The organism is Gilliamella sp. LMG 34361, assembly GCF_984569075.1.
Genome location: NZ_OZ474903.1, coordinates 388,996 through 407,976, shown reverse-complemented (window position 1 = coordinate 407,976; position 18,981 = coordinate 388,996). Strand labels below are relative to the sequence as shown.

The following is an 18,981-nucleotide window of genomic DNA, read 5'->3' as shown; positions in this document are numbered from 1 at the left end:
TACCGTTATTTAATAAACCTGACTTGCGGAATAATTTCTTGATAAACTTCTTCCTTGCGTTGATTGAAAATGATTTTGTTATTTTCAAATAAGTTATTCCCTTCGGTATCAATTGATACAATCAAAGGACCTAATTCTTTTACTTTACATACCCACAATGTTTCAGGCATACCAAGATCTCGCCATTTAGCATCAACTATTTTTTCAACTTGTGTTGCAGCAACAACAGCACATCCAGCCGGGAAAACGACATGAATTGCTTTATATTTTTTACAACCCTCTTCAGTATTTGGCCCCATTCCACCTTTACCAACTATTAATTTCACGCCTGTTTGTTCAATAAATTCTTTCTCAAATTTTTCCATTCTCATGGAGGTTGTTGGTCCAATAGATATCATTTGAAATTCATTATCAGATAATGCTTTAACTATTGGTCCTGCATGAAAAATTGCACCACCATTTATATCAACCGGTAAATCTAATCCTTGTTCAATTAATCGACGGTGAGCCACATCACGACAAGTTACAATATAGCCAGTTAGGTAAACGATATCCCCAGCTTTAATTCCTTCTAAATCCTCAGATTTTATTGGGGTGGTTAATATTTTCTTTTGGCTCATAGTGTTACTCCTTTGTGACTTATCGTTTGGTAATTCAACTCTTTATCAAATACAATTGTTCCTCTACGGTGAGACCAACAACCAACATTTACTGCCACACCAATCGCCGATGGATGACGTGCACCATTTTCAACATGGACTCCCATAACTGAATATTTACCAGACATACCTTGAGGACCTAATCCTATTTTATTTATACCATCTTCAAGCAGCTGTTCAAATTTAGCGGCTTTTTCATTGGCATTTCGAGAACCGATTGGGCGCATAAGCGCTTTTTTGGAAAAAAGTGCTGCTGTTTCTACTGAAGTAGCCACACCAACACCAACAAGTAGCGGAGGACAAGCATTTAATCCATAGCTGGTCATTACATCTAAAACAAATTTAGTTACCCCTTCATAACCAGCACCAGGCATGAGTACCATTGCTTTACCTGGCAAAGTACATCCGCCTCCAGCCATGTAAGTATCAATTTCAACGACATCACTATCAGGAATAATATCCCAAAAAATATAAGGCGCATTTGTACCTATATTTTTGCCAGTGTTTTTTTCATCAAATGTTTCAACACAGTTGTGTCTAAGAGGGGCGGTAATTGTGGCTTGAAATACTGCATTAGTTAAAATGTTTTCTAATTCACCAATAAGAGGAAAATTCGTACCACATCTTACCGAAAACTGTAAAACGCCCGTATCTTGGCAACACGGCCGATTCAATTTCATCGCAAGATTTTGATTTTCCTGCATAGTGCTATAGATGACTTTTGCTAATTGACTTGTCTCCTTTTTGCTTAGATCTTGAAGTTTATTTTCAACATCGTCAGGTAATTTCTTACCTACAAGGGCTACAAACTTGCTCATTATTTCGGTCATATTAGTCACAAGTTTATCTTTATCTGACATAAATTATCTCCTAGTTGATGGTGATAGATTTAGATATTTAGAAAAATATATTCTGAGAAAATTAATTGCCTATCTATGAGGTGTTTTCCTAAAAGAACATGCTTCCATCTAATATTTTTAATCTCCTAACACTAAGTAATATGAGAATTATTGACCCAATTACTTAGTCATTATTAAATTATATAAATTTTATTTTTAATTCAATGTATTTAATAATGTATCCAATTATTTGTGAGCAAGTTCTCACCAAATTAGTTTCCGATGGAATTTCAGTTATTAATTTCTAATGCTTAATTTGAGTTTACTTTATTGAATTTATTGGATTTATTATCAGGCTAACATAGCCATAAAACTAAAATTGACAGATTTTGCTATGAGTGATTTTTTATTAAATGAGGTTATTTTATTGAATTTTAGGTTTAAAGTGGACTTAACTTAACAGTCAATACTGTTAAGTTAATTTTAGCATTTATAACAACTCTCTTGTCATATCCATTAATGTTTTTACATCTTGAGGCTTTGTTTTTCCACTGTTTTTATCAATAATTGAGCTATAAATATGAGGAATCACTTTTTTAACCCCAGCATCTAAGGCTATTTTTAAAATGGTGGCATAATTGTTTAAGTCAATTCCGCCAGTCGGTTCAAGAGCAAAATTAAGTTCAGCACAACATTTTGCTACATATATTAATCAAACCATAGCTCAAAATTAAGGTAATTGCCGGATATAGAATTAATGGCATAATTCCCCCCATTGCACTACCATTAGCGGCAAAAGGGATAAATAGTGCAATTAAAAGAGGCATAATAGCAGCCCAAATAATAGAATCACCAATACCAGCAAGCGGTCCCATTAATCCTGTTTTGATGCCGGTTATTGAACTATCAGATATATTCTCACCCAAACTTTTTTGCTCTTCCATTGCAATAGCAATGCCTTGAATCATTGAGCCAAACGTTGCTTCAGTATTAAAAAAGTTCAAATGACGTTTTAATGCTTCTGCTTGCTCTTCTTTGGTGTGATAGAGTTTTTTAATAATTGGTGTCATCGATGCACAAAATATTAAACTTTGTAAACGTTCATAAAAACTTGATAACTCAGCACCTAAATAGTAGATAAGCCAAGCTTTACGAATATCATTTTTAGTTAAACGACTACTTTGTTTAGCTTTTTCAATCAATTCATTTTGCATAGTACCAGAACTAACTTGATTTCCATTCATCTTATACATCCTCTTTATTTGCGAAACCTTTAATTAAAAATGCTAAGCAGGTTCCAAATATAGCCATAGCCATTACATCAACTTTTAAGTAAAGAACAGCGAAAAAACCACCAATAAAATAAGGTAATAAACTCTTCTTACCGATAACCATGATGGTGATAGCAAAACCTAACGCAGGTAAAATTCCACCGATAATTTCAAAGGAGTGGGTTAACCATGTCGGCATTAAACTTAAGAATTTTTCTACTACTGGCTAACCAAAGAAATTCGCTGCAAAAAACAACAGTAAAGCAATTCGAATTGATATTGCGAATAAAGTGGGTGATAATATTTTTTAACTGGATTTTATTTTCAATTTTCACAATAAGATAGCTACAAATAATATAGAAATCTACAGTGATTTTATAGTAAATGATAATATTATAGAAATAAAATACAGTATTGTGGTACACGTAACCATTCGCAAACTTCTTGATAAAAATAAAGGTTAATGGAATAACTTAAAATCAGTTGATATAAAATTAAGGATCCCCCCAATGAAAAACATAAAAAAATTACTACTACTCATTACGCTTTGTTTGCCTATGGTAAGTAGTGCTGATTGTGAAAAATGGATTGATCAATTACTTGAAAAATACCACTCTTCTCGTGAAAGTGATATGCCGGTTTGTAAAATATGCCTACTGATGAAAGTAAAACAATTGTGGTTTTACCGCTTCCTGGTGGATCATAGGATTCTATTTTATATGATCTTGATGTATTACTTGTTGATACGCAAAGTAGTAAATTGATAACTCATCATTGGGAACCGATACATTTGGTTCGATAATGACGTGTATCCTAGAAATAACTTTAAAGCCTTTATTTGCAAGGGCTATAGAGAATTGCTTGCCAAATGATTATGTATTCATTATTTGTACTGTTACTTTCAATTGATACCGTTACTACTTTATTCTTTTTGTAAATATTTATTTACATTACACCGGTTGTTTAATCATAAAAGAATTATGCACTATTCATCTTCATCCATTCATATTCTGATGGATTGATCGTTTTATGACAATAATATTATTACATTAGCGTTTCACTATTTTGCAATTTAAAATATTAATTTCTATCAAATGTTTTCGATGTTTTATTAAGGCTAAAGATAAGATAAAAAAATAATCATTAAAGGTTAATTAATATTATTATATAAAAGAAAATTATTAGATAAATAACACCAATACCCCCTTATCTGAGTAAACCATCAGTTACTAAAACAGTAAAAAAATAATTTTAGCTCTTATCAAATGATTCTAATTTGATAAGAGCCATCACATGAAAAATAAAAACTTTACTATTCATACCCAACTCAATCAGCAACTAATGACACACCTAAATAAATTACAAGATAGATACTCAAAAATTTTACCGATTCGAATCGACATTCATTATGCTAAGGATGATAAATTCAATACAAATATTCATATCGCTAAACAAGAAATCACATGCTTACTTTTTCAAGCAATGCAATTTGAGCTAGATATTGTAGGGTATGCTGTTGTTATGGAGTTCAATCAAAATAAACATATTCATTTCCATGCTATTTTTTATGTAAATGGTCAAAAAAGACAAAAATACTATCCTGTTTATGTTGAACTAGAACGTGCATGGCATGAACTGACTAATGGTTACTTATATGACTGTCAACGCAATAATTATTGTATAAATGGGTTAAAAATGATAAACCATCATGATCATGAAGCATTTCGTTCGGCTTGTTATATGCTAAGTTATTTAGCTAAAACAGAACAAAAAGAGCCATTTAAAAAACGTTATAGTGATTGTCTCTTTTTAAGTGAAGTTCCTCCACCTAGCCATCGTGGAAAACCAAGAACACTTGGTGTAAGTAAATTTTTAATACCTCTCTCTATTTAATAATACAAAAACAGGCTCATTGATATAGTTCCAATTCATATAGAGGAATCAAAAAATAGATAAATATTATGCTCTAATACTAAATAAGCTAAAAGCTCATGATAAATCGTTATTTATATGTTATGGAAAAAAGAAGAAGTAACAACAATAATCGTTAATCTTATTCGTAAGGCAAACTCATTTATAATGTATGCATCATACTTCTCCAATATATTAACTACACTCTTATTATAAATAATTTTAGATAGATATTATTAATTGAACACACCAATATGTTCGTTCAATTAACATTTTTATAAGGAGAGTATCATGTTAGATCGTCAAATATTACAAAATACCTTATTTTATTTATCAGGGCCTTATTACAATCATTTTCATTATTTATTTAAGTCGACAAATAAGGAATTATGATATGTCAAATGAATTACCTTTACTATTTGATAAACTCTTTCAGCTTTGTTTGACCGGTGGTTATGGTTTTTCATCTGCTTATACCTTAGCTGAGCAACATAAAGCCAATTTTCCGCTACATTCAGATAATCTAAATAAACTTATCAAAGATGAAGCAGACAAAGCAATAGTTACAGGTTTTATCACAGGGTTAGGAAGAGTTCTAAGTTTACCTATAACTTTCCCAACAAACGACTTAAGTGTCTTGTTTATTCAAATGAGGCTCGTTACAACCATTGCTATATTGCAAAGTCATGATGTGTATGATGAAAGAATCAAAATCTTAATTTTCTTATCATTATGTGTGATGGCAAGTAAGTCAAAATTACAGCAGTTTTGTTTAGCTACATTAATGAAACAGCCAAATGAAGTAATCCGTAAAATAAGCCTATCAGTCATTAAACAGCTTATTAGTATTATAAGTGTAAAGCATAGCTTAAAGTTAATTAAAGTAATCCCGATTTTTGGTGGTGTGATGGGAGCTGTAGTTCATCGTATTGGCCAATTTGCTAAAAATCAATTTAATCAATTCAATTAGAAAAATAACACTAATAATTATTTATGCAAAAATTCATCTAATTATGAATTTATCTGATTCATTTTCGTTTTTTACATAAAGAAATCATGCTTTAACCAAACTTAACAGGAGAAAAATGAAAGAGTACTCTTTGTTGCTAGGTATCTAAATAATCAACATCAGTTAATTAAAATAGTAACCATTTTATGAGTACAGTTAACTCTGTGTAAATCCATCACTGAGAAATAATTAAGCAAGTACTTAAGTATAATGCAGTAGCTGTTATTTTTTCCATAACCATCCATCAGGTAAATCGTAATCTAGTAATGCAGTTTGTAATATCAATCAAAAGTTAACAAAAATATTAAATATCGTTAATATCCGAATATTAGATCAGTTCGTGATCGTATTTTTATTTTGCATAACAAGTGAAAGGGTAATTTTTGAAGATTTATTGATCGTTTTTAACGATCAATAAGATCTTATTGATCTGTTTAAACGATATGACTTTAGTGTAACGATCAGTAAAAATTAAAAAAACTAAATTGAAATATTTTTGAATAAAAAATTGATAATGGAGAGTATTTTTATTATGAAAAATACCTTGCTGGAGTTTTTAACTAAAAATAATTTTTATGGTACTGAAAAAATTTATTTAGCACCAACAATACCAAATACAAAGTTATCAAATGCACTATCTTGTTATGGTCAAGGATTAAGGGCTGAAGAAATTTATATATTAATTGATAATACTGTATTTGGTGGAGCTAAAGATGGTGTATTAATTACAAATGATCAAATAATTTTTAAAGAACCTTTTGAATCTCCTATTAGAATAAATTTTTCTGATATAAAAAAAATTTACTCAGAAAAATCTAATATATTTATTAATGGTTCTAAGTTAATCTCTTTATCAATGCCTAGTGCAGCCGATATTTACCGTTTATGTTTACTGTTACAATTATTTATTGAACAACAAAATGAAAAACAAGAAGAATCACTAGACACTTCACAAACAACAATTTTTTCCGATCAAAACTGCCAATATATAAATAATAAAAGCTATACAAACTCTACCATTGAATCTAATGAGATTGAAAAATCCACTAAAGATTCATTAAATCAAATAGATAAAGATGTAACATTCAAGTATATTCCATCCGATGAAATCTATAATTTATTATGTAAGATAAAATTAATCAGCTCAATTTCAACAATCTTTTTTTTAGATAAAAGAGAAAGCCCTCATACTTACATTTGTAATGAATTTATAAGTATTGTTGTTTCATTTATAAAACAATTTAGAAATAAAATTATAGAAAAAAAACAAATTAGAGAATTAAAAAATGATATTGCTACCATTGAAATGCAAGCTTTTGCTTGTTTTTTAATTATCTTTAATATTCGATATCGAGGTGTTGATGAAAGGCTATGTCAACAAATAGCTAATGAAAGTATAAGATCATTGCCAAGTATGAATAATAGACGATACTCACAACATTTTTTATCTATTATCCAAACATATGACGATATCAATGAAGAAGAAGAAATTATTTTTAAATTTATTGTCCGTTTGACTTTTACTAATTTGCTAGAAAAATCACTTTCTGATTTATCAAGCATTAAAGAACATTATACAGATACTGAAATCGAAAAGAGCCTTATTACTTTATCTTCAAATCTTGATCCAGAATTTAGCAGTTTAATTAATCAGTCGACTAATCAAATTTCAAATTTTGTTAGTCAAATATTTAACACATTTAATTATTATTAATTTTTAGAATAAGGAATAAAAAATGTTTAAAAAAATTATTTTCGCTTATCTTGTTATTGCTTTCTTAGTTGCGATTTATAACTACTTTACTCTTCCTTCTAATGGTAACACTCCTTATATGCTTGGAGTTGCATCAGCAAAAGGAATTTCGTGGTTATTCAGGTTATTTTAAAGGTATAAAATGAAAAAAATAATTCTAATAATCATTTTATCCTGTTTGCTATTGCAAGGATGTTCTGATCCAAAATCAGATGCTATCAAAAATATGAAAGATGGTTGTATTCTTGCAACCGATTATTCAAATCGTTCAATTAAATATTGTGAATGTACAGCTGAGAATTCAGTTTCTCAATTAAACGAAGAAGAAATTGAAATATTTAATAAAGCAACCAATAAATTTACACAACAAGATCTTATACACGTTCAAGAAATTTTTTCAAAAATAACAGGAAAAAATTTAGAATCAAAATGCCAATACTAATTTTAAAAAGTATTACTTAGCTAATTATAATCTACAGAAGATGAAAGGAATAACAAAATGTCTAAAATATTCTCAAATTTACTCATAGCTATATCTCTACTATTTGCAGGAAGTTCATTAGCAAATAACAATCCTTACCATGATAGCGAAATATATACGAATGAATCTCAATTAAGTAACATGCAACCAATACCACAATATAATTATGTTCCAGTCTATCCTGAACGTTTAAAAACTTTTAATGAATTACTTAAAAGGGAAATACAACATAAAAAGATTACTTTAGACCACGTTCAATGTATTGATGTTGATGAAGGAGGGTTATGTGAACCTAAAAAAGTAGTTGTTAGATTGGAGTTCGATCTTAGTTATGTTCTTATTGATGGTAAAACCGAAAAAGATGTTCGACTATGGGATATGGATAATACTGATAGACGAGATGCATTTATTGATATTATTGAAGACGATCTTGATAGCTGGTTAAACACTCATGGGCTTCCAATTCGTTCAAGTCGTGATCATGTATTTGCTTTAACTTTAGAAGCTAGGAAATGGTATAAAGATGCGCCATTTTACGTTGTTGGCCTACAACCAACAAAAGTTGAATATATAACTTATAAATATACTGAACCAGGGTTATCTAGAGTAGATGATGCAAACCAATACGAGAAAAGCCCTTTTTAATCTTGGTTATTTAAATTTACTAAATTAATAAAAACAGAATAATAGAACAAAATTATGAAACATTTAATTATATTACTTTTATCTATTGTATTTTCAATTAGTATAGCAAATGCACAAAACAACGATGATATTAAACAAGAAAGATTAAATCGACATTTAGCGGTTATCAAAAATGGAGTTGATACTATACTTGTTCCTGTTAAGTTTAATGGGATACGTGACTATTATAATAATGCTGATATTGTTACAGTTATATTTGAATTACGTTATGGCTTTTTAAATAAAGAACAAAAAGATAAGTTTTGGGAAGAAAAATCAAAAGATGGCTCACTTAAAGCTTGGGAGTCTGAAGTCATCGATGGTTTAACAAATTATATTAAAGAAAGATTTGACGCAGATGGTGATACTGATATAACCGTTGGCTATAGTGAAACTCGTGAAATGGTTTACAATTATACCAATCTAGCTAAAAATTATTTTAAGAAAAATAATACACCCGCCTATGTGATTGGTTTTCAACCCATTTTAGTATCTTACGAAAAATTCACCATTACCGATCCTAACTTATATCCAGATGAAAAACTTATAAATAATTATTAATCTTACTTAATTTTTAGATAAGGACTAAGTGACCTTGAAAAAAATTATTATAAATACAATCCTATTATTACGTGGTAAATAATGTATTCCTGTTTTGCACATCAATTAAAGCCATTAATGGATATTCTTATTATCAAATAGTAAAAAAATATTGTTGATACCTATCTATTGAATGTAATTAATCCACATCACTCAATAGAGGTACAACAATGTCAACATTCTTACCCCCTTTGGATGCACAAATACATCCTGATTACCTAGTTGATATGAAATATATCACCACACTTACAGGCATGACTGATAAATGGTTTTATACTTTGATAAAGCAGAATAAATTTCCACTCCCTATAAAACTAGGAAGATCCTCGCGTTGGCGCCTAAAAGAAGTTGAAGCATGGATAAAGACTAAAACTAATTAACAGTTAAATTTCTATCACCCAAGCCACATAGTCAAATATGTGGCTTTTTTTATATCTAAATTTTTATAATTGAGGAATTCGTTATGTCCTTGACCGATTTAAAAATCAAATCCGCCAAACCATACAATAAACAATATAAACTTTCTGATGGTGATGGTTTATTCTTACTTGTTCATTCAAATGGTTCTAAATATTGGCGTTTTCGCTATTATTTCAATGGTAAAGAAAAATTAATGTCTATAGGCCAATATCCTAATGTTTTATTAAGCGAAGCTAGAAAGATACGAAATGAAGCCAAATCATTACTAGCTAGAAATGTTGACCCGCAGGTAGAAAAGAAAGCAAAACAGTTTGAAGATGAAATACAAGTTACTTTTGAGCAAGTTGCACGTAAATGGTGTACCAATAACAAAACTTGGTCTGAGCTACATAGAGCAAAAGTACTACGAACATTAGAATTGTATTTATTTCCTAAAATTGGAGCTTATTCTATTTCAGCATTAACTACCCGTCAGTTAATTGTTCCAATTAAAGCTGTTGAAGAAAATGGTCGGTTTGAAGTCGCTAGCCGATTACAGCAACGTACTTCAGCAATAATGCGCTATGCAGTGCAAAATGGTTACATCTCTTATAATCCTGCTCAAGATCTAAAAGGGGTAGTGAGTAAAGTAAAAGTGAATCATCGGCCTGCACTTGAACTCGAAAAAATACCTGAACTTTTAGAACGCATTGATAATTTTAAAGGACGAGAGTTAACCAAATTAGCAATAAAACTCTCTCTACTTATATTTATTCGTTCTAGTGAGCTACGGTTTGCTCGTTGGTTAGAAATTGATTTCGATAAAAAGATTTGGACTATTCCTGCTGAAAGGGAAGAAATTGATGGTGTACCTCATTCTCAACGAGGTTCCAAAATGAGAACACCTCATTTAATTCCACTAAGTGATCAAGCAATTGAAATCTTAAAACAGATTCATGAAATTAGTGGCATGTACGAACTAGTATTTATTGGGGATCACTCAGCAAGAAAGCCAATGAGCGAAAACACAATAAACAAAGCATTACGTTCTATTGGCTATGATACCAAAACAGAACTTTGTGGGCATGGGTTTAGAACAATGGCCTGTAGTGCTTTGGTTGAATCTAATCTCTGGTCACGAGATGCAGTGGAACGCCAGATGAGTCATCAAGAACGTAATGGCGTAAGGGCTGCTTATATTCATAAAGCACAGCACATTATTGAACGGACAAAAATGATTCAGTGGTGGGCTGATTACTTAGATTCAATCCGCACTGAGTTTATTATGCCTTATGAGTTCAAAACAAATTAAAAAACACCTCACTGTTTAATTCATTTCTCAATATCAATTAATATCAAAAAATTAAGGAATTGTTTATGCAAACATTACCTAGTGTATCATCATGCCTAAAATCCACTACGGTGGGTTCTGGTATGATCTCAGTATTTATCACCAATTTAGAAAAATATAACGAAGGAAAATTGATCGGTGAATGGCTAGAGCTACCAACAACACCAGAAAAAGTAAAACAATGCTTTAAACAAATTGGCATTGATAGTGTTAATTACAAAGAGTTCTTTTTAAGTGGTTACAAATCGTCTATATATGGCATAACAAATTATATCTCTGAAAATAGCAATCTTAATGAACTAAATTATTTAGCCTATAAACTTGACGAATTAAGTCATGATGAAATGGAAATCTATGAAGCAGCAATTGATATTGGCGGATACGTTAATTCAATTGCTGATTTAATTAACCTAGCAGATAATCTAGATTGCTTTCAATGTCTATATAACATCAGCAATGAATATGATTTAGGTTTCTACTGGATTGCTGAAATAGTTTAAAAGAACTTGGTAACTTAGCTAATTACTTTGATTACGAACGATATGGCCATGATATTGCACTTGAACAAAGTGGTACATTTTATTCTGGTAATTACATCTATTATACAGGTGAAACTTTTAGTTCCGATTACGATGGTGAAAGTATTCCTGAAGAGTATTGTGTTTTAAATACTTTAAAATAATTCATTTGATTAGTAGTTAATACTCCAATAAAACATTTAATTAAATGTTTTATTGGAGTATTTTGTTACTGATTTTATTTTTTGAATTTATATTGATTTTTTACCAATTATTAATAATATTGTTCTATGTATTTATAATAAATAATTAAATATACTTATTATAAAAATAATACAAATAAATTTTTATCTATCCTAATTATAAGTAAATAGGGCGTCATAATGATACAAAATGAAGAGTTAAGTTTTAATGTTTCAGCTAGAACTGCTCGACTTATTGGACGAGAAAATGTTGCTTCTGCTGAAGGTGCAATAATTGAGTTGGTCAAGAATACTTATGACGCAGATTCAGATTTTTGTGTTATCTATTTTGATATACCTTATATTGAATCCCCTACCTCATTATCTAATAATGAATTTTTGCTTATAAATAGTAAAGCGCAAAGGCATGGAATACTTCTTACTGATTTTTATAGCATAAAGAATAATATTTGGTATAAAAATAATTCGAATATAATTAAAAACAATATTAATTTTAGTGAAAAACAGCTTGATAGATTATTTTGTTCTTTTACTAATATATATATCATTGATAATGGTCATGGAATGAATTCTGAAATAATCAAAAAACATTGGATGACCATCGGGACGGATAATAAAGTAGATGATTATTTAAGTAATAAGAAAAGAACAAAATCAGGAGCAAAAGGAATAGGGCGTTTTGCACTTGATCGTTTAGGGGAAACATGTCAACTATGGTCAAAAAAAGATGATAACTTAGGAATTATATGGTCTGTTGATTGGGAAATTTTTAGTCAAAAAAACAAAACAATTAATGATATTAAAGCAACTATTCATTATGATGATTTCAATTTAAAAGAAATAGTAAAGAATGTTCTTTCACCAAAACAGTGGGATACTTTATCCAATGCTCTTTTAAATAGAGAAAAAAGTATTAATTTGAATGATAATGAATATTTTAGTCACGGTTCTGTTATCAAAGCTTCATATATTAGGGATAATTGGGATGATAGCTTATTAACAAAATTAAAAGATAGTTTAGAAACTTTGGTTCCTCCTTCGGAAGATGATTCATTCCAAATCTTTTTGTTCAACAATAAAAAAGAAAGTTTAGATGGTTTATTAAGTCCTTCTGTTTGTGATAATTATGATTATAAATTAGATATCAATACAAGAGATGATGAGTTTCACATTCAATTACATAGAAATGAATTTGATATTGATAAAATTCCATTAGAATGTATGAAAAAATATTTTCCTAATGGATTAAATACATCTATTAGCTTTATCAGAAAATTGGGACAAATATTACCAGGAATTTCTGATGTAAATAGCGATATTTCTTCAATTGGTGATTTTTCTTTTTCACTATATTTTTTAAAGAAACTAGCATCAAAAAAAGAGGATCAAAAAAAATATTATCAGAAAAATCATGATTTTTCTAATAGGAGTAATTGGTTAGATAACAATAGTGGAATAAAAATTTTCAGAGATTATTTTAGAGTAAGGCCATATGGAGAAATTAATAATAGTAGCTGGGATTGGTTAGGTTTAGGAGATCGTTATGCAAAAAATCCAGCACAAGTAAGTAGAAAAGGACAGTGGAAAGTCACTCCTCATAATATATCTGGCATTATTAATATATCAAGATTGAATAATGGTTTTTTAGTTGATAAATCTAGCCGAGAAGGTTTACAAGAAAATGATACTTTTCTTATATTTAAAGAATTAATTATTGCTTTAATTAAAATATTTGAAGATGATCGTAGTGATATCTATTCTAAATTAGATAGCTTTTTTAGAGATAATAGTAAAACCCCTAAAGAAAATGATTTATCCAACAAAGAACAAAAAAAGGCGGAATACTTAGCCAATCAACTCTATAATACTTATAAAGAAAAGCAAAAAAATACTAATATTGTTGATAAAAATAAATCTAATGAAGAACTTCTTTCTCTATCCTTATTAAAAGAAAAGGCAGAAAAAGAAGGTATGTTTCAAGAGTTAATAGAAATGAAAGAACAAAATTCTCTATTAAGAGTTTTTGCCTCAAGTGGAATAACTATTGCTGCGTTTGCTCATGAATTACGTAACCTTGAAATAAAACTAGGAGAAAATCGTTTTAAAGCTATTACCAACATTTTAGAAAATTATATATCTTCATCTTCTTTTGTTAAAGAAGATTCAAAAAATCCTTATTATAGATTAGAGCTCATAGCCCAAGAAGATATTAAGATGAAGAGCTGGTTACAATATAGTTTAAGAACAATAAGAAGAGATAGAAGAACAATAAAACTGATTGATTTTGTAGAATATTTAAAAGAGTTAAGAACAAATTGGTTAGTAACGTTAAGAGAAAGAAAGATTGAGCTCAACATAATAAGTAATACTGAATCATATAGATTAAAAGTCTTTGAGATTGATTTAGATTGTATATTTAATAATTTAATTATTAATTCTTGTGAAGCATTTAATCAAAAAAATGCTGATTATGAAAGTAAAGTTATAAATATTGAACTAAATAAATTAGATGATAGATTTAAAATTATTTACTCAGACAAAGGCCCTGGATTAAATAAAGATATAGATAATAGGGAGGATATTTTTAAACTGAATTTTTCAACAAAAAGAGATAAACATGGAAAACAAATTGGTACTGGATTAGGAATGTGGCTTGTTAAAAAATCATTAGACGCTTATGACGCTGGTATTAATATTATTGATAATTGTAGTGGATTTGCAGTTGAAATGGATTTTCCATCCCTAAATTAGGTTAAAAAACTATGAATATTGCTGAGAGAAAATATAGAGTAGGTTATGTTGATGAATTTAAGAATGATATTGTTTATTTTCATGACTTTATGGATAAGTATGACTCCGTTATTGAAGTAATAGATTTCATACCAGAAAGTGAAACAATTGATGAATTATACCAAAAAATCAATAATGAAAAATTAGATATATTGGTTGTTGATTACCGTTTGAATGAATATTCAAATATAAATTATCAGGGTTCTGATTTAATAGATTATTTACATCAAAAAAGAAGGGATTTCCCTTGTATTCTTCTCACCTCTCATCCATATGAGGCTCTAGATTATTCTTTAGATTCTCATATAGTTTATGATAAAGAAATTATCACTGCTCAATCAGGACAAGATGATGGTGATATATTTTTTAAAAAAATTAAAAAAAGTATAGAAAAGTACATAAATCAATTAAATGAAGCCGAGAATACAATTAACGAATTGAATAATAGAGAAAATTTGTCAATTGAAGAAGAGAATTCTCTTCTTTTATCCGATGAATTTATAGAAGCTAACCTAGGGATTCCGTCTGTTACTCCGCGAATTTTAAAAACAGAAAACCATAATAAAGAATTAAAACAATTAATAGATGAAGTACAACGTTTACTTAACGAGTTACAATAGATGAAGCATCCAATAAGAAAACACACACCGAAAAGAGAAAAGCGAACAGAAAATTATAAAAATTATACTAAATATAAAACTTCTTTGGCTAGTGATTTTTATTATTCTTGTGGATATTGTGGAATACATCATATGTTTTTTGGACATAGAGATGGTTTTCACATAGATCATTTTGCCCCTAAATCAAAATTCCCTGCGTTAGAATGTGATTATAATAATTTAATTTATTCATGTCCTATATGTAACAAAGCAAAAAGTGATGACTGGTGCAGCTCAGATGCCAAAGTTTGTTATCTAAATGGAAAAGGTTTTATAAACCCACGTGATAGCACATATGATGATATATTTTATCGTGACACTTATGGTAGAATTTGCGTTTCAGAAAATCATCCTAATTATTCCGTAGGAATTTATATGCATAAGCGACTAAAATTTTCATTGAAAAGGCATGAAGTATTTTGGTTGTTTGAATATTTAAATGAAATATTGAATAAATTAAAGCAACATTTTGATAGAATGGATGATGCTAGCTTACCAATTTTTTGGGAAATAAAGAAGATAATCTCTAAATTAGAAATATTCAGAAATAAGTATTATGATGCTTTAAAAGTTTTAGATAAATAGCTTAAAAGTAATACAACACAAAACTTTATCAATATCAACTATATCCATGAAAAAAAAAATTGTATCTTATTTAAAAAATAAAAAAATTACAAACCCTATTGATGTTGATAAATTACTAATTTCTTCATTTATTATTAGTAACAATTTTTTTATTAAAAATAATATATTAATTAAAAAATATTTAATTGGTACTGATGATTCACAAATGACTATTATTCTTAGAGATCTTATTGAATTAATAAATAAAGAAATTAATGATTATAATTTTGAAGAACTAATCAAGCTTTTTGAATATGTCATATCTCCTTCAGATAGAATTGTTAACGGTGCAGTATATACCCCCGAAAATATTCGAACATACATTACCAATACAGCCCTTAAAAAGAGAAAAGATCTTTCCACTATAAAAATAGCTGATATATCTTGTGGTTGTGGCGGTTTTTTGTTTAATGCAGCACAAAATTTAAAAAAATTAACTAATGAAACCTATAAAAATATTTTTGAAAAAAATATTTTTGGTTTAGATATTCAAGAATATTCAATACAAAGAACAAAATTATTACTTTCTCTTTTAGCATTAATAAATGGTGAAGATATACCTGAATTCAAATTTAATTTATTTGTTGGTGATGCATTAATATTTAACTGGAATGACTATATTAGTGATTTTTCTGGTTTTAATATTATCTTAGGAAATCCCCCCTATGTTTGTGCCCGTAACTTAAATATTGAAACTAAAAAATTATTAAAAAACTGGTCAGTAAGCTCCACAGGAAATTCTGATTTATATATACCTTTCTTTCAAATTGCGATCGAAAATTTAGCATCAGAAGGTATTCTTGGTTATATTACAATGAATACTTTTTTCAAAAGTTTGAATGGGCGTGCATTACGTGAATATTTCCAAAATAAACAATTGAACTTTCAAATTATTGATTTTGGTTGTGAGCAAATTTTTCGATCTAGAAATACTTATACATGTATATGTTTTATTAAAAATAAAATTTCTAGCTATTTAGAATATTACAAATCAGAAAGTAATAATTTAAATGATAAAAAACAATTCAATAAAATAAAATACTCTCTCTTAAATTCTAAAAAAGGATGGAATTTGAAAGATACAGATATAATCTCTAAGATTGAAGCAATAGGAAGCCCTTTTGGTGAAAAATATAAAACTAGTCATGGATTAGCAACATTAAAAAATGATATATATATTTTTAAACCTATTTATGAGGATGCAAAATATTATTATTTTAATAAAGATAAAGATTACAAAATAGAAAAAGAATTATGCAAAAGTATTATTAATTCAAATAAATTAAGTAGCTCATATTCATTAAAAGATTTAGAAGAAAAAATAATATTTCCCTATAATAGAGATACACACTCTAGTGCAAAATTAATTAAAGAAAATATATTGAAGACAAAATATCCAGAAGCTTATCGATACCTTTTGAGTAAAAAAGATATTCTTGCTAAAAGAGATAAAGGTGCAGGTAAGTATGAAGATTGGTTCGCGTTTGGTAGAACACAGTCACTAAATGTAATTGGTAATAAATTATTTCTCCCTAAAATGTCTAATAAGACCCCATGCAGTATTATCTCAACCGATAAGGATCTTTTATTCTATAATGGAATAGCAATAGTCGGACATACTGAAAAAGAAATGTTACTTATAAAACGTATTATTGAATCAAGATTATTTTGGTACTATATCAAAACAACAAGTAAACCCTATTCTTCTGATTATTATTCATTAAATGGAAACTATATTAATAACTTTGGAGTCTACAATTTCTCAGATGAAGAAATCAATTATATTTTAAAAGAAAAGAATCAAAAAAAGTTAGATCTATTTATTGAAAATAAATACGGTATTCAACTTTAGTAATTAATTTAGTTAAGAATAAGGCAAAAAACTAGTAAATAATTCCTGAAGACTAAGCTGTGTTATATGGCATGCTATGGTACTAAATCTGTGCCAATTATAAGCATTAACTTGTGCTAATAAACAAATTTACATTATATTTTATATCAAAAAGTATGTACCCTTAGAATATAACTGACATTATAATTAGTAACTATTTAATAATCATAAAAGTGATGGATGAAGTGTGAATTAAAGCAAATAAGTATAATCATGGATAAAAACACGGATACATCTGCCAACCTCAAATCCCCCAGCCCAATAATACCAATACCTTAAGCTGTCTCTTCGATTCCGCGTCCGGGCACCAATCACCAAATTTTAAGACCTGCTTCTAGCAGGTTTTTATGTCTAAAGCTTTTTTAGATAAGCCTTTAAACTTATTTCACTACTTCCCTAGTTCAACTAAAATTACCCCAATTCAAGAAAAAAGGATATATTTAGTTCAATAATGGCGTGTTTTCATAGAATGACTTTAAAGTTTTTATTTACAAAAATTTTAAAAGAATTGCTTAGTTTTTTATTTTAACTATTAAAAAATTAAACATATACAAGGAAAATAAAGCAGATATTTGAAGATAACAATCTATAAATCTACAAACTAAATAAATCGTGATGTGTATTTTGTATCAAATATTTAATGTAAGCTTTGAATATCAATGTAAAAATAAACATAGCAATATATAAAGAGAAAGCGCCGTCAGCATCAAGTATTTTACCGACAAAAATAGGAAACGTCAGACAAGTTATAACATAAAGAATTGACTACTGGTTATAATCTGTAGCGTTACGCTTTTATCGTGTAAAATACATCATTAAGTAAATATAGGAGAAGACATTCACCTGATTACTATAGCAACAAAGAAAATACTAGCAATAATCCTATTAAGTTTAACTTAATTAACCTCGTGAAGATTAATATAATAAGTTTCAATAATATATTAAATAAATCAGCAGTAATAGATTCATCTATTACTAAATATTAAACAAGCCTTCGACTTAACAAACTAAAAAAGACCTAATTTTTCCATCCTGACTCCAACAATCCCAGCTACGTTTTATGCCTTTACACCTAAACCTAAATAGAGGAGTATTGTGTTTTGATAAAGTAAAATGACTATTGATAATTATTTCATCCCCTAATAAAGCTTTAAATGAGTTTTAAATGAGCTTTATTGGTATAGTTTATTCGTGATTTTGATTTTGTCATTGTTTTACCTAAAACTAACTGAATTTGGACAAAAAAATCATAGAGAAATTGTCATTCAGTCATTTTATGTTATCCTTTATGAAGGATAACATAAAGTTTGGTTTATCAAAAAAATTGGCTATATAATCT

At 28.5% G+C, this 18,981-nt stretch carries 17 protein-coding genes and 3 pseudogenes; 15 read left to right on the top strand and 5 right to left on the bottom strand.

Translation table 11 applies throughout. The annotated features are described in order from the left end of the window. Positions 1 to 5: 5 nt before the first annotated feature. The 5 genes and pseudogenes from ttdB to AC5LXI_RS02020 all read right to left on the bottom strand — a co-directional run. Positions 6 to 620 carry a L(+)-tartrate dehydratase subunit beta gene (ttdB, locus tag AC5LXI_RS02040; RefSeq protein WP_034884698.1) on the bottom strand — a complete coding sequence of 205 codons (615 nt, stop codon included), beginning with the start codon at positions 618 to 620 and terminating at the stop codon, positions 6 to 8. Next, positions 617 to 1,519 (bottom strand): L(+)-tartrate dehydratase subunit alpha, encoded by a 903-nt coding sequence (gene ttdA / locus AC5LXI_RS02035; protein ID WP_086326586.1) that lies wholly within the window; start codon positions 1,517 to 1,519, stop codon positions 617 to 619. The genes ttdB and ttdA overlap by 4 nt, the downstream gene beginning before the upstream one ends. A 469-nt stretch (positions 1,520 to 1,988) precedes the next feature. Then, a pseudogene (locus tag AC5LXI_RS02030) lies at positions 1,989 to 2,201 on the bottom strand (KDGP aldolase); the annotation flags it as partial. 4 nt (positions 2,202 to 2,205) lie between these two features. After that, a pseudogene (locus AC5LXI_RS02025) lies at positions 2,206 to 2,742 on the bottom strand (PTS system mannose/fructose/sorbose family transporter subunit IID); the annotation flags it as partial. Position 2,743: 1 nt separating this feature from the next. Next, a pseudogene (locus AC5LXI_RS02020) lies at positions 2,744 to 3,019 on the bottom strand (PTS sugar transporter subunit IIC); the annotation flags it as partial. 259 nt (positions 3,020 to 3,278) lie between these two features. Between AC5LXI_RS02020 and AC5LXI_RS02015 the strand changes: the two are divergent. The 15 genes from AC5LXI_RS02015 (at position 3,279) to AC5LXI_RS01945 (ending at position 17,603) form a co-directional block, all read left to right on the top strand. Further along, a complete protein-coding gene (locus tag AC5LXI_RS02015; protein ID WP_493443312.1) occupies positions 3,279 to 3,533 on the top strand; it encodes a hypothetical protein in 255 nt (84 codons plus the stop codon). A 529-nt stretch (positions 3,534 to 4,062) separates the two neighbouring features. Beyond that, positions 4,063 to 4,662, top strand: coding sequence for a YagK/YfjJ domain-containing protein (locus AC5LXI_RS02010; RefSeq protein WP_034884930.1), 600 nt, complete (start codon positions 4,063 to 4,065; stop codon positions 4,660 to 4,662). 412 nt (positions 4,663 to 5,074) lie between these two features. Further along, positions 5,075 to 5,650, top strand: coding sequence for an EcsC family protein (locus tag AC5LXI_RS02005; protein ID WP_493443311.1), 576 nt, complete (start codon positions 5,075 to 5,077; stop codon positions 5,648 to 5,650). 571 nt (positions 5,651 to 6,221) lie between these two features. Further along, entirely contained in the window at positions 6,222 to 7,403 is a 1,182-nt protein-coding gene (locus AC5LXI_RS02000; RefSeq protein ID WP_493443310.1) for a tudor domain-containing protein, read from the top strand. 22 nt (positions 7,404 to 7,425) lie between these two features. Beyond that, positions 7,426 to 7,575: a hypothetical protein gene (locus AC5LXI_RS01995; RefSeq protein WP_493443309.1), complete on the top strand. Its 150-nt coding sequence runs from the start codon at positions 7,426 to 7,428 to the stop codon at positions 7,573 to 7,575. A 9-nt stretch (positions 7,576 to 7,584) separates the two neighbouring features. Continuing rightward, a complete protein-coding gene (locus AC5LXI_RS01990; RefSeq protein ID WP_493443308.1) occupies positions 7,585 to 7,884 on the top strand; it encodes a hypothetical protein in 300 nt (99 codons plus the stop codon). A 57-nt stretch (positions 7,885 to 7,941) separates the two neighbouring features. Beyond that, positions 7,942 to 8,568 (top strand): hypothetical protein, encoded by a 627-nt coding sequence (locus tag AC5LXI_RS01985; protein WP_493443307.1) that lies wholly within the window; start codon positions 7,942 to 7,944, stop codon positions 8,566 to 8,568. A 54-nt stretch (positions 8,569 to 8,622) separates the two neighbouring features. Beyond that, the gene (locus tag AC5LXI_RS01980; RefSeq protein WP_493443306.1) at positions 8,623 to 9,168 is read left to right on the top strand and encodes a hypothetical protein; all 546 of its coding nucleotides are present in this window, start codon (positions 8,623 to 8,625) and stop codon (positions 9,166 to 9,168) included. A 209-nt stretch (positions 9,169 to 9,377) separates the two neighbouring features. Then, complete coding sequence (locus AC5LXI_RS01975) at positions 9,378 to 9,587, top strand: helix-turn-helix transcriptional regulator (protein WP_493440144.1); 210 nt, start codon at positions 9,378 to 9,380, stop codon at positions 9,585 to 9,587. 83 nt (positions 9,588 to 9,670) lie between these two features. Next, complete coding sequence (locus AC5LXI_RS01970; protein WP_493443305.1) at positions 9,671 to 10,918, top strand: tyrosine-type recombinase/integrase; 1,248 nt, start codon at positions 9,671 to 9,673, stop codon at positions 10,916 to 10,918. 65 nt (positions 10,919 to 10,983) lie between these two features. Then, positions 10,984 to 11,457 (top strand): antirestriction protein ArdA, encoded by a 474-nt coding sequence (locus AC5LXI_RS01965; protein ID WP_493443304.1) that lies wholly within the window; start codon positions 10,984 to 10,986, stop codon positions 11,455 to 11,457. Between the two features lie 401 nt (positions 11,458 to 11,858). After that, complete coding sequence (locus AC5LXI_RS01960) at positions 11,859 to 14,429, top strand: sensor histidine kinase (protein WP_493443303.1); 2,571 nt, start codon at positions 11,859 to 11,861, stop codon at positions 14,427 to 14,429. A gap of 11 nt (positions 14,430 to 14,440) precedes the next feature. Next, entirely contained in the window at positions 14,441 to 15,088 is a 648-nt protein-coding gene (locus AC5LXI_RS01955; protein WP_493443302.1) for a hypothetical protein, read from the top strand. Continuing rightward, positions 15,089 to 15,712 (top strand): HNH endonuclease, encoded by a 624-nt coding sequence (locus tag AC5LXI_RS01950; protein WP_493443301.1) that lies wholly within the window; start codon positions 15,089 to 15,091, stop codon positions 15,710 to 15,712. A 46-nt stretch (positions 15,713 to 15,758) separates the two neighbouring features. Next, positions 15,759 to 17,603: an Eco57I restriction-modification methylase domain-containing protein gene (locus tag AC5LXI_RS01945; RefSeq protein ID WP_493443300.1), complete on the top strand. Its 1,845-nt coding sequence runs from the start codon at positions 15,759 to 15,761 to the stop codon at positions 17,601 to 17,603. The last annotated feature ends 1,378 nt before the right edge of the window (positions 17,604 to 18,981 follow it).

Bases quoted from the DNA above. Each gene is read 5' to 3' on its own strand.
- ttdB (WP_034884698.1), bottom strand. From the start codon at position 620: ATGAGCCAAAAGAAAATATTAACCACCCCAATAAAATCTGAGGATTTA.
- ttdA (WP_086326586.1), bottom strand. From the start codon at position 1,519: ATGTCAGATAAAGATAAACTTGTGACTAATATGACCGAAATAATGAGC.
- AC5LXI_RS02015 (WP_493443312.1), top strand. From the start codon at position 3,279: ATGAAAAACATAAAAAAATTACTACTACTCATTACGCTTTGTTTGCCT.
- AC5LXI_RS02010 (WP_034884930.1), top strand. From the start codon at position 4,063: ATGAAAAATAAAAACTTTACTATTCATACCCAACTCAATCAGCAACTA.
- AC5LXI_RS02005 (WP_493443311.1), top strand. From the start codon at position 5,075: ATGTCAAATGAATTACCTTTACTATTTGATAAACTCTTTCAGCTTTGT.
- AC5LXI_RS02000 (WP_493443310.1), top strand. From the start codon at position 6,222: ATGAAAAATACCTTGCTGGAGTTTTTAACTAAAAATAATTTTTATGGT.
- AC5LXI_RS01995 (WP_493443309.1), top strand. From the start codon at position 7,426: ATGTTTAAAAAAATTATTTTCGCTTATCTTGTTATTGCTTTCTTAGTT.
- AC5LXI_RS01990 (WP_493443308.1), top strand. From the start codon at position 7,585: ATGAAAAAAATAATTCTAATAATCATTTTATCCTGTTTGCTATTGCAA.
- AC5LXI_RS01985 (WP_493443307.1), top strand. From the start codon at position 7,942: ATGTCTAAAATATTCTCAAATTTACTCATAGCTATATCTCTACTATTT.
- AC5LXI_RS01980 (WP_493443306.1), top strand. From the start codon at position 8,623: ATGAAACATTTAATTATATTACTTTTATCTATTGTATTTTCAATTAGT.
- AC5LXI_RS01975 (WP_493440144.1), top strand. From the start codon at position 9,378: ATGTCAACATTCTTACCCCCTTTGGATGCACAAATACATCCTGATTAC.
- AC5LXI_RS01970 (WP_493443305.1), top strand. From the start codon at position 9,671: ATGTCCTTGACCGATTTAAAAATCAAATCCGCCAAACCATACAATAAA.
- AC5LXI_RS01965 (WP_493443304.1), top strand. From the start codon at position 10,984: ATGCAAACATTACCTAGTGTATCATCATGCCTAAAATCCACTACGGTG.
- AC5LXI_RS01960 (WP_493443303.1), top strand. From the start codon at position 11,859: ATGATACAAAATGAAGAGTTAAGTTTTAATGTTTCAGCTAGAACTGCT.
- AC5LXI_RS01955 (WP_493443302.1), top strand. From the start codon at position 14,441: ATGAATATTGCTGAGAGAAAATATAGAGTAGGTTATGTTGATGAATTT.
- AC5LXI_RS01950 (WP_493443301.1), top strand. From the start codon at position 15,089: ATGAAGCATCCAATAAGAAAACACACACCGAAAAGAGAAAAGCGAACA.
- AC5LXI_RS01945 (WP_493443300.1), top strand. From the start codon at position 15,759: ATGAAAAAAAAAATTGTATCTTATTTAAAAAATAAAAAAATTACAAAC.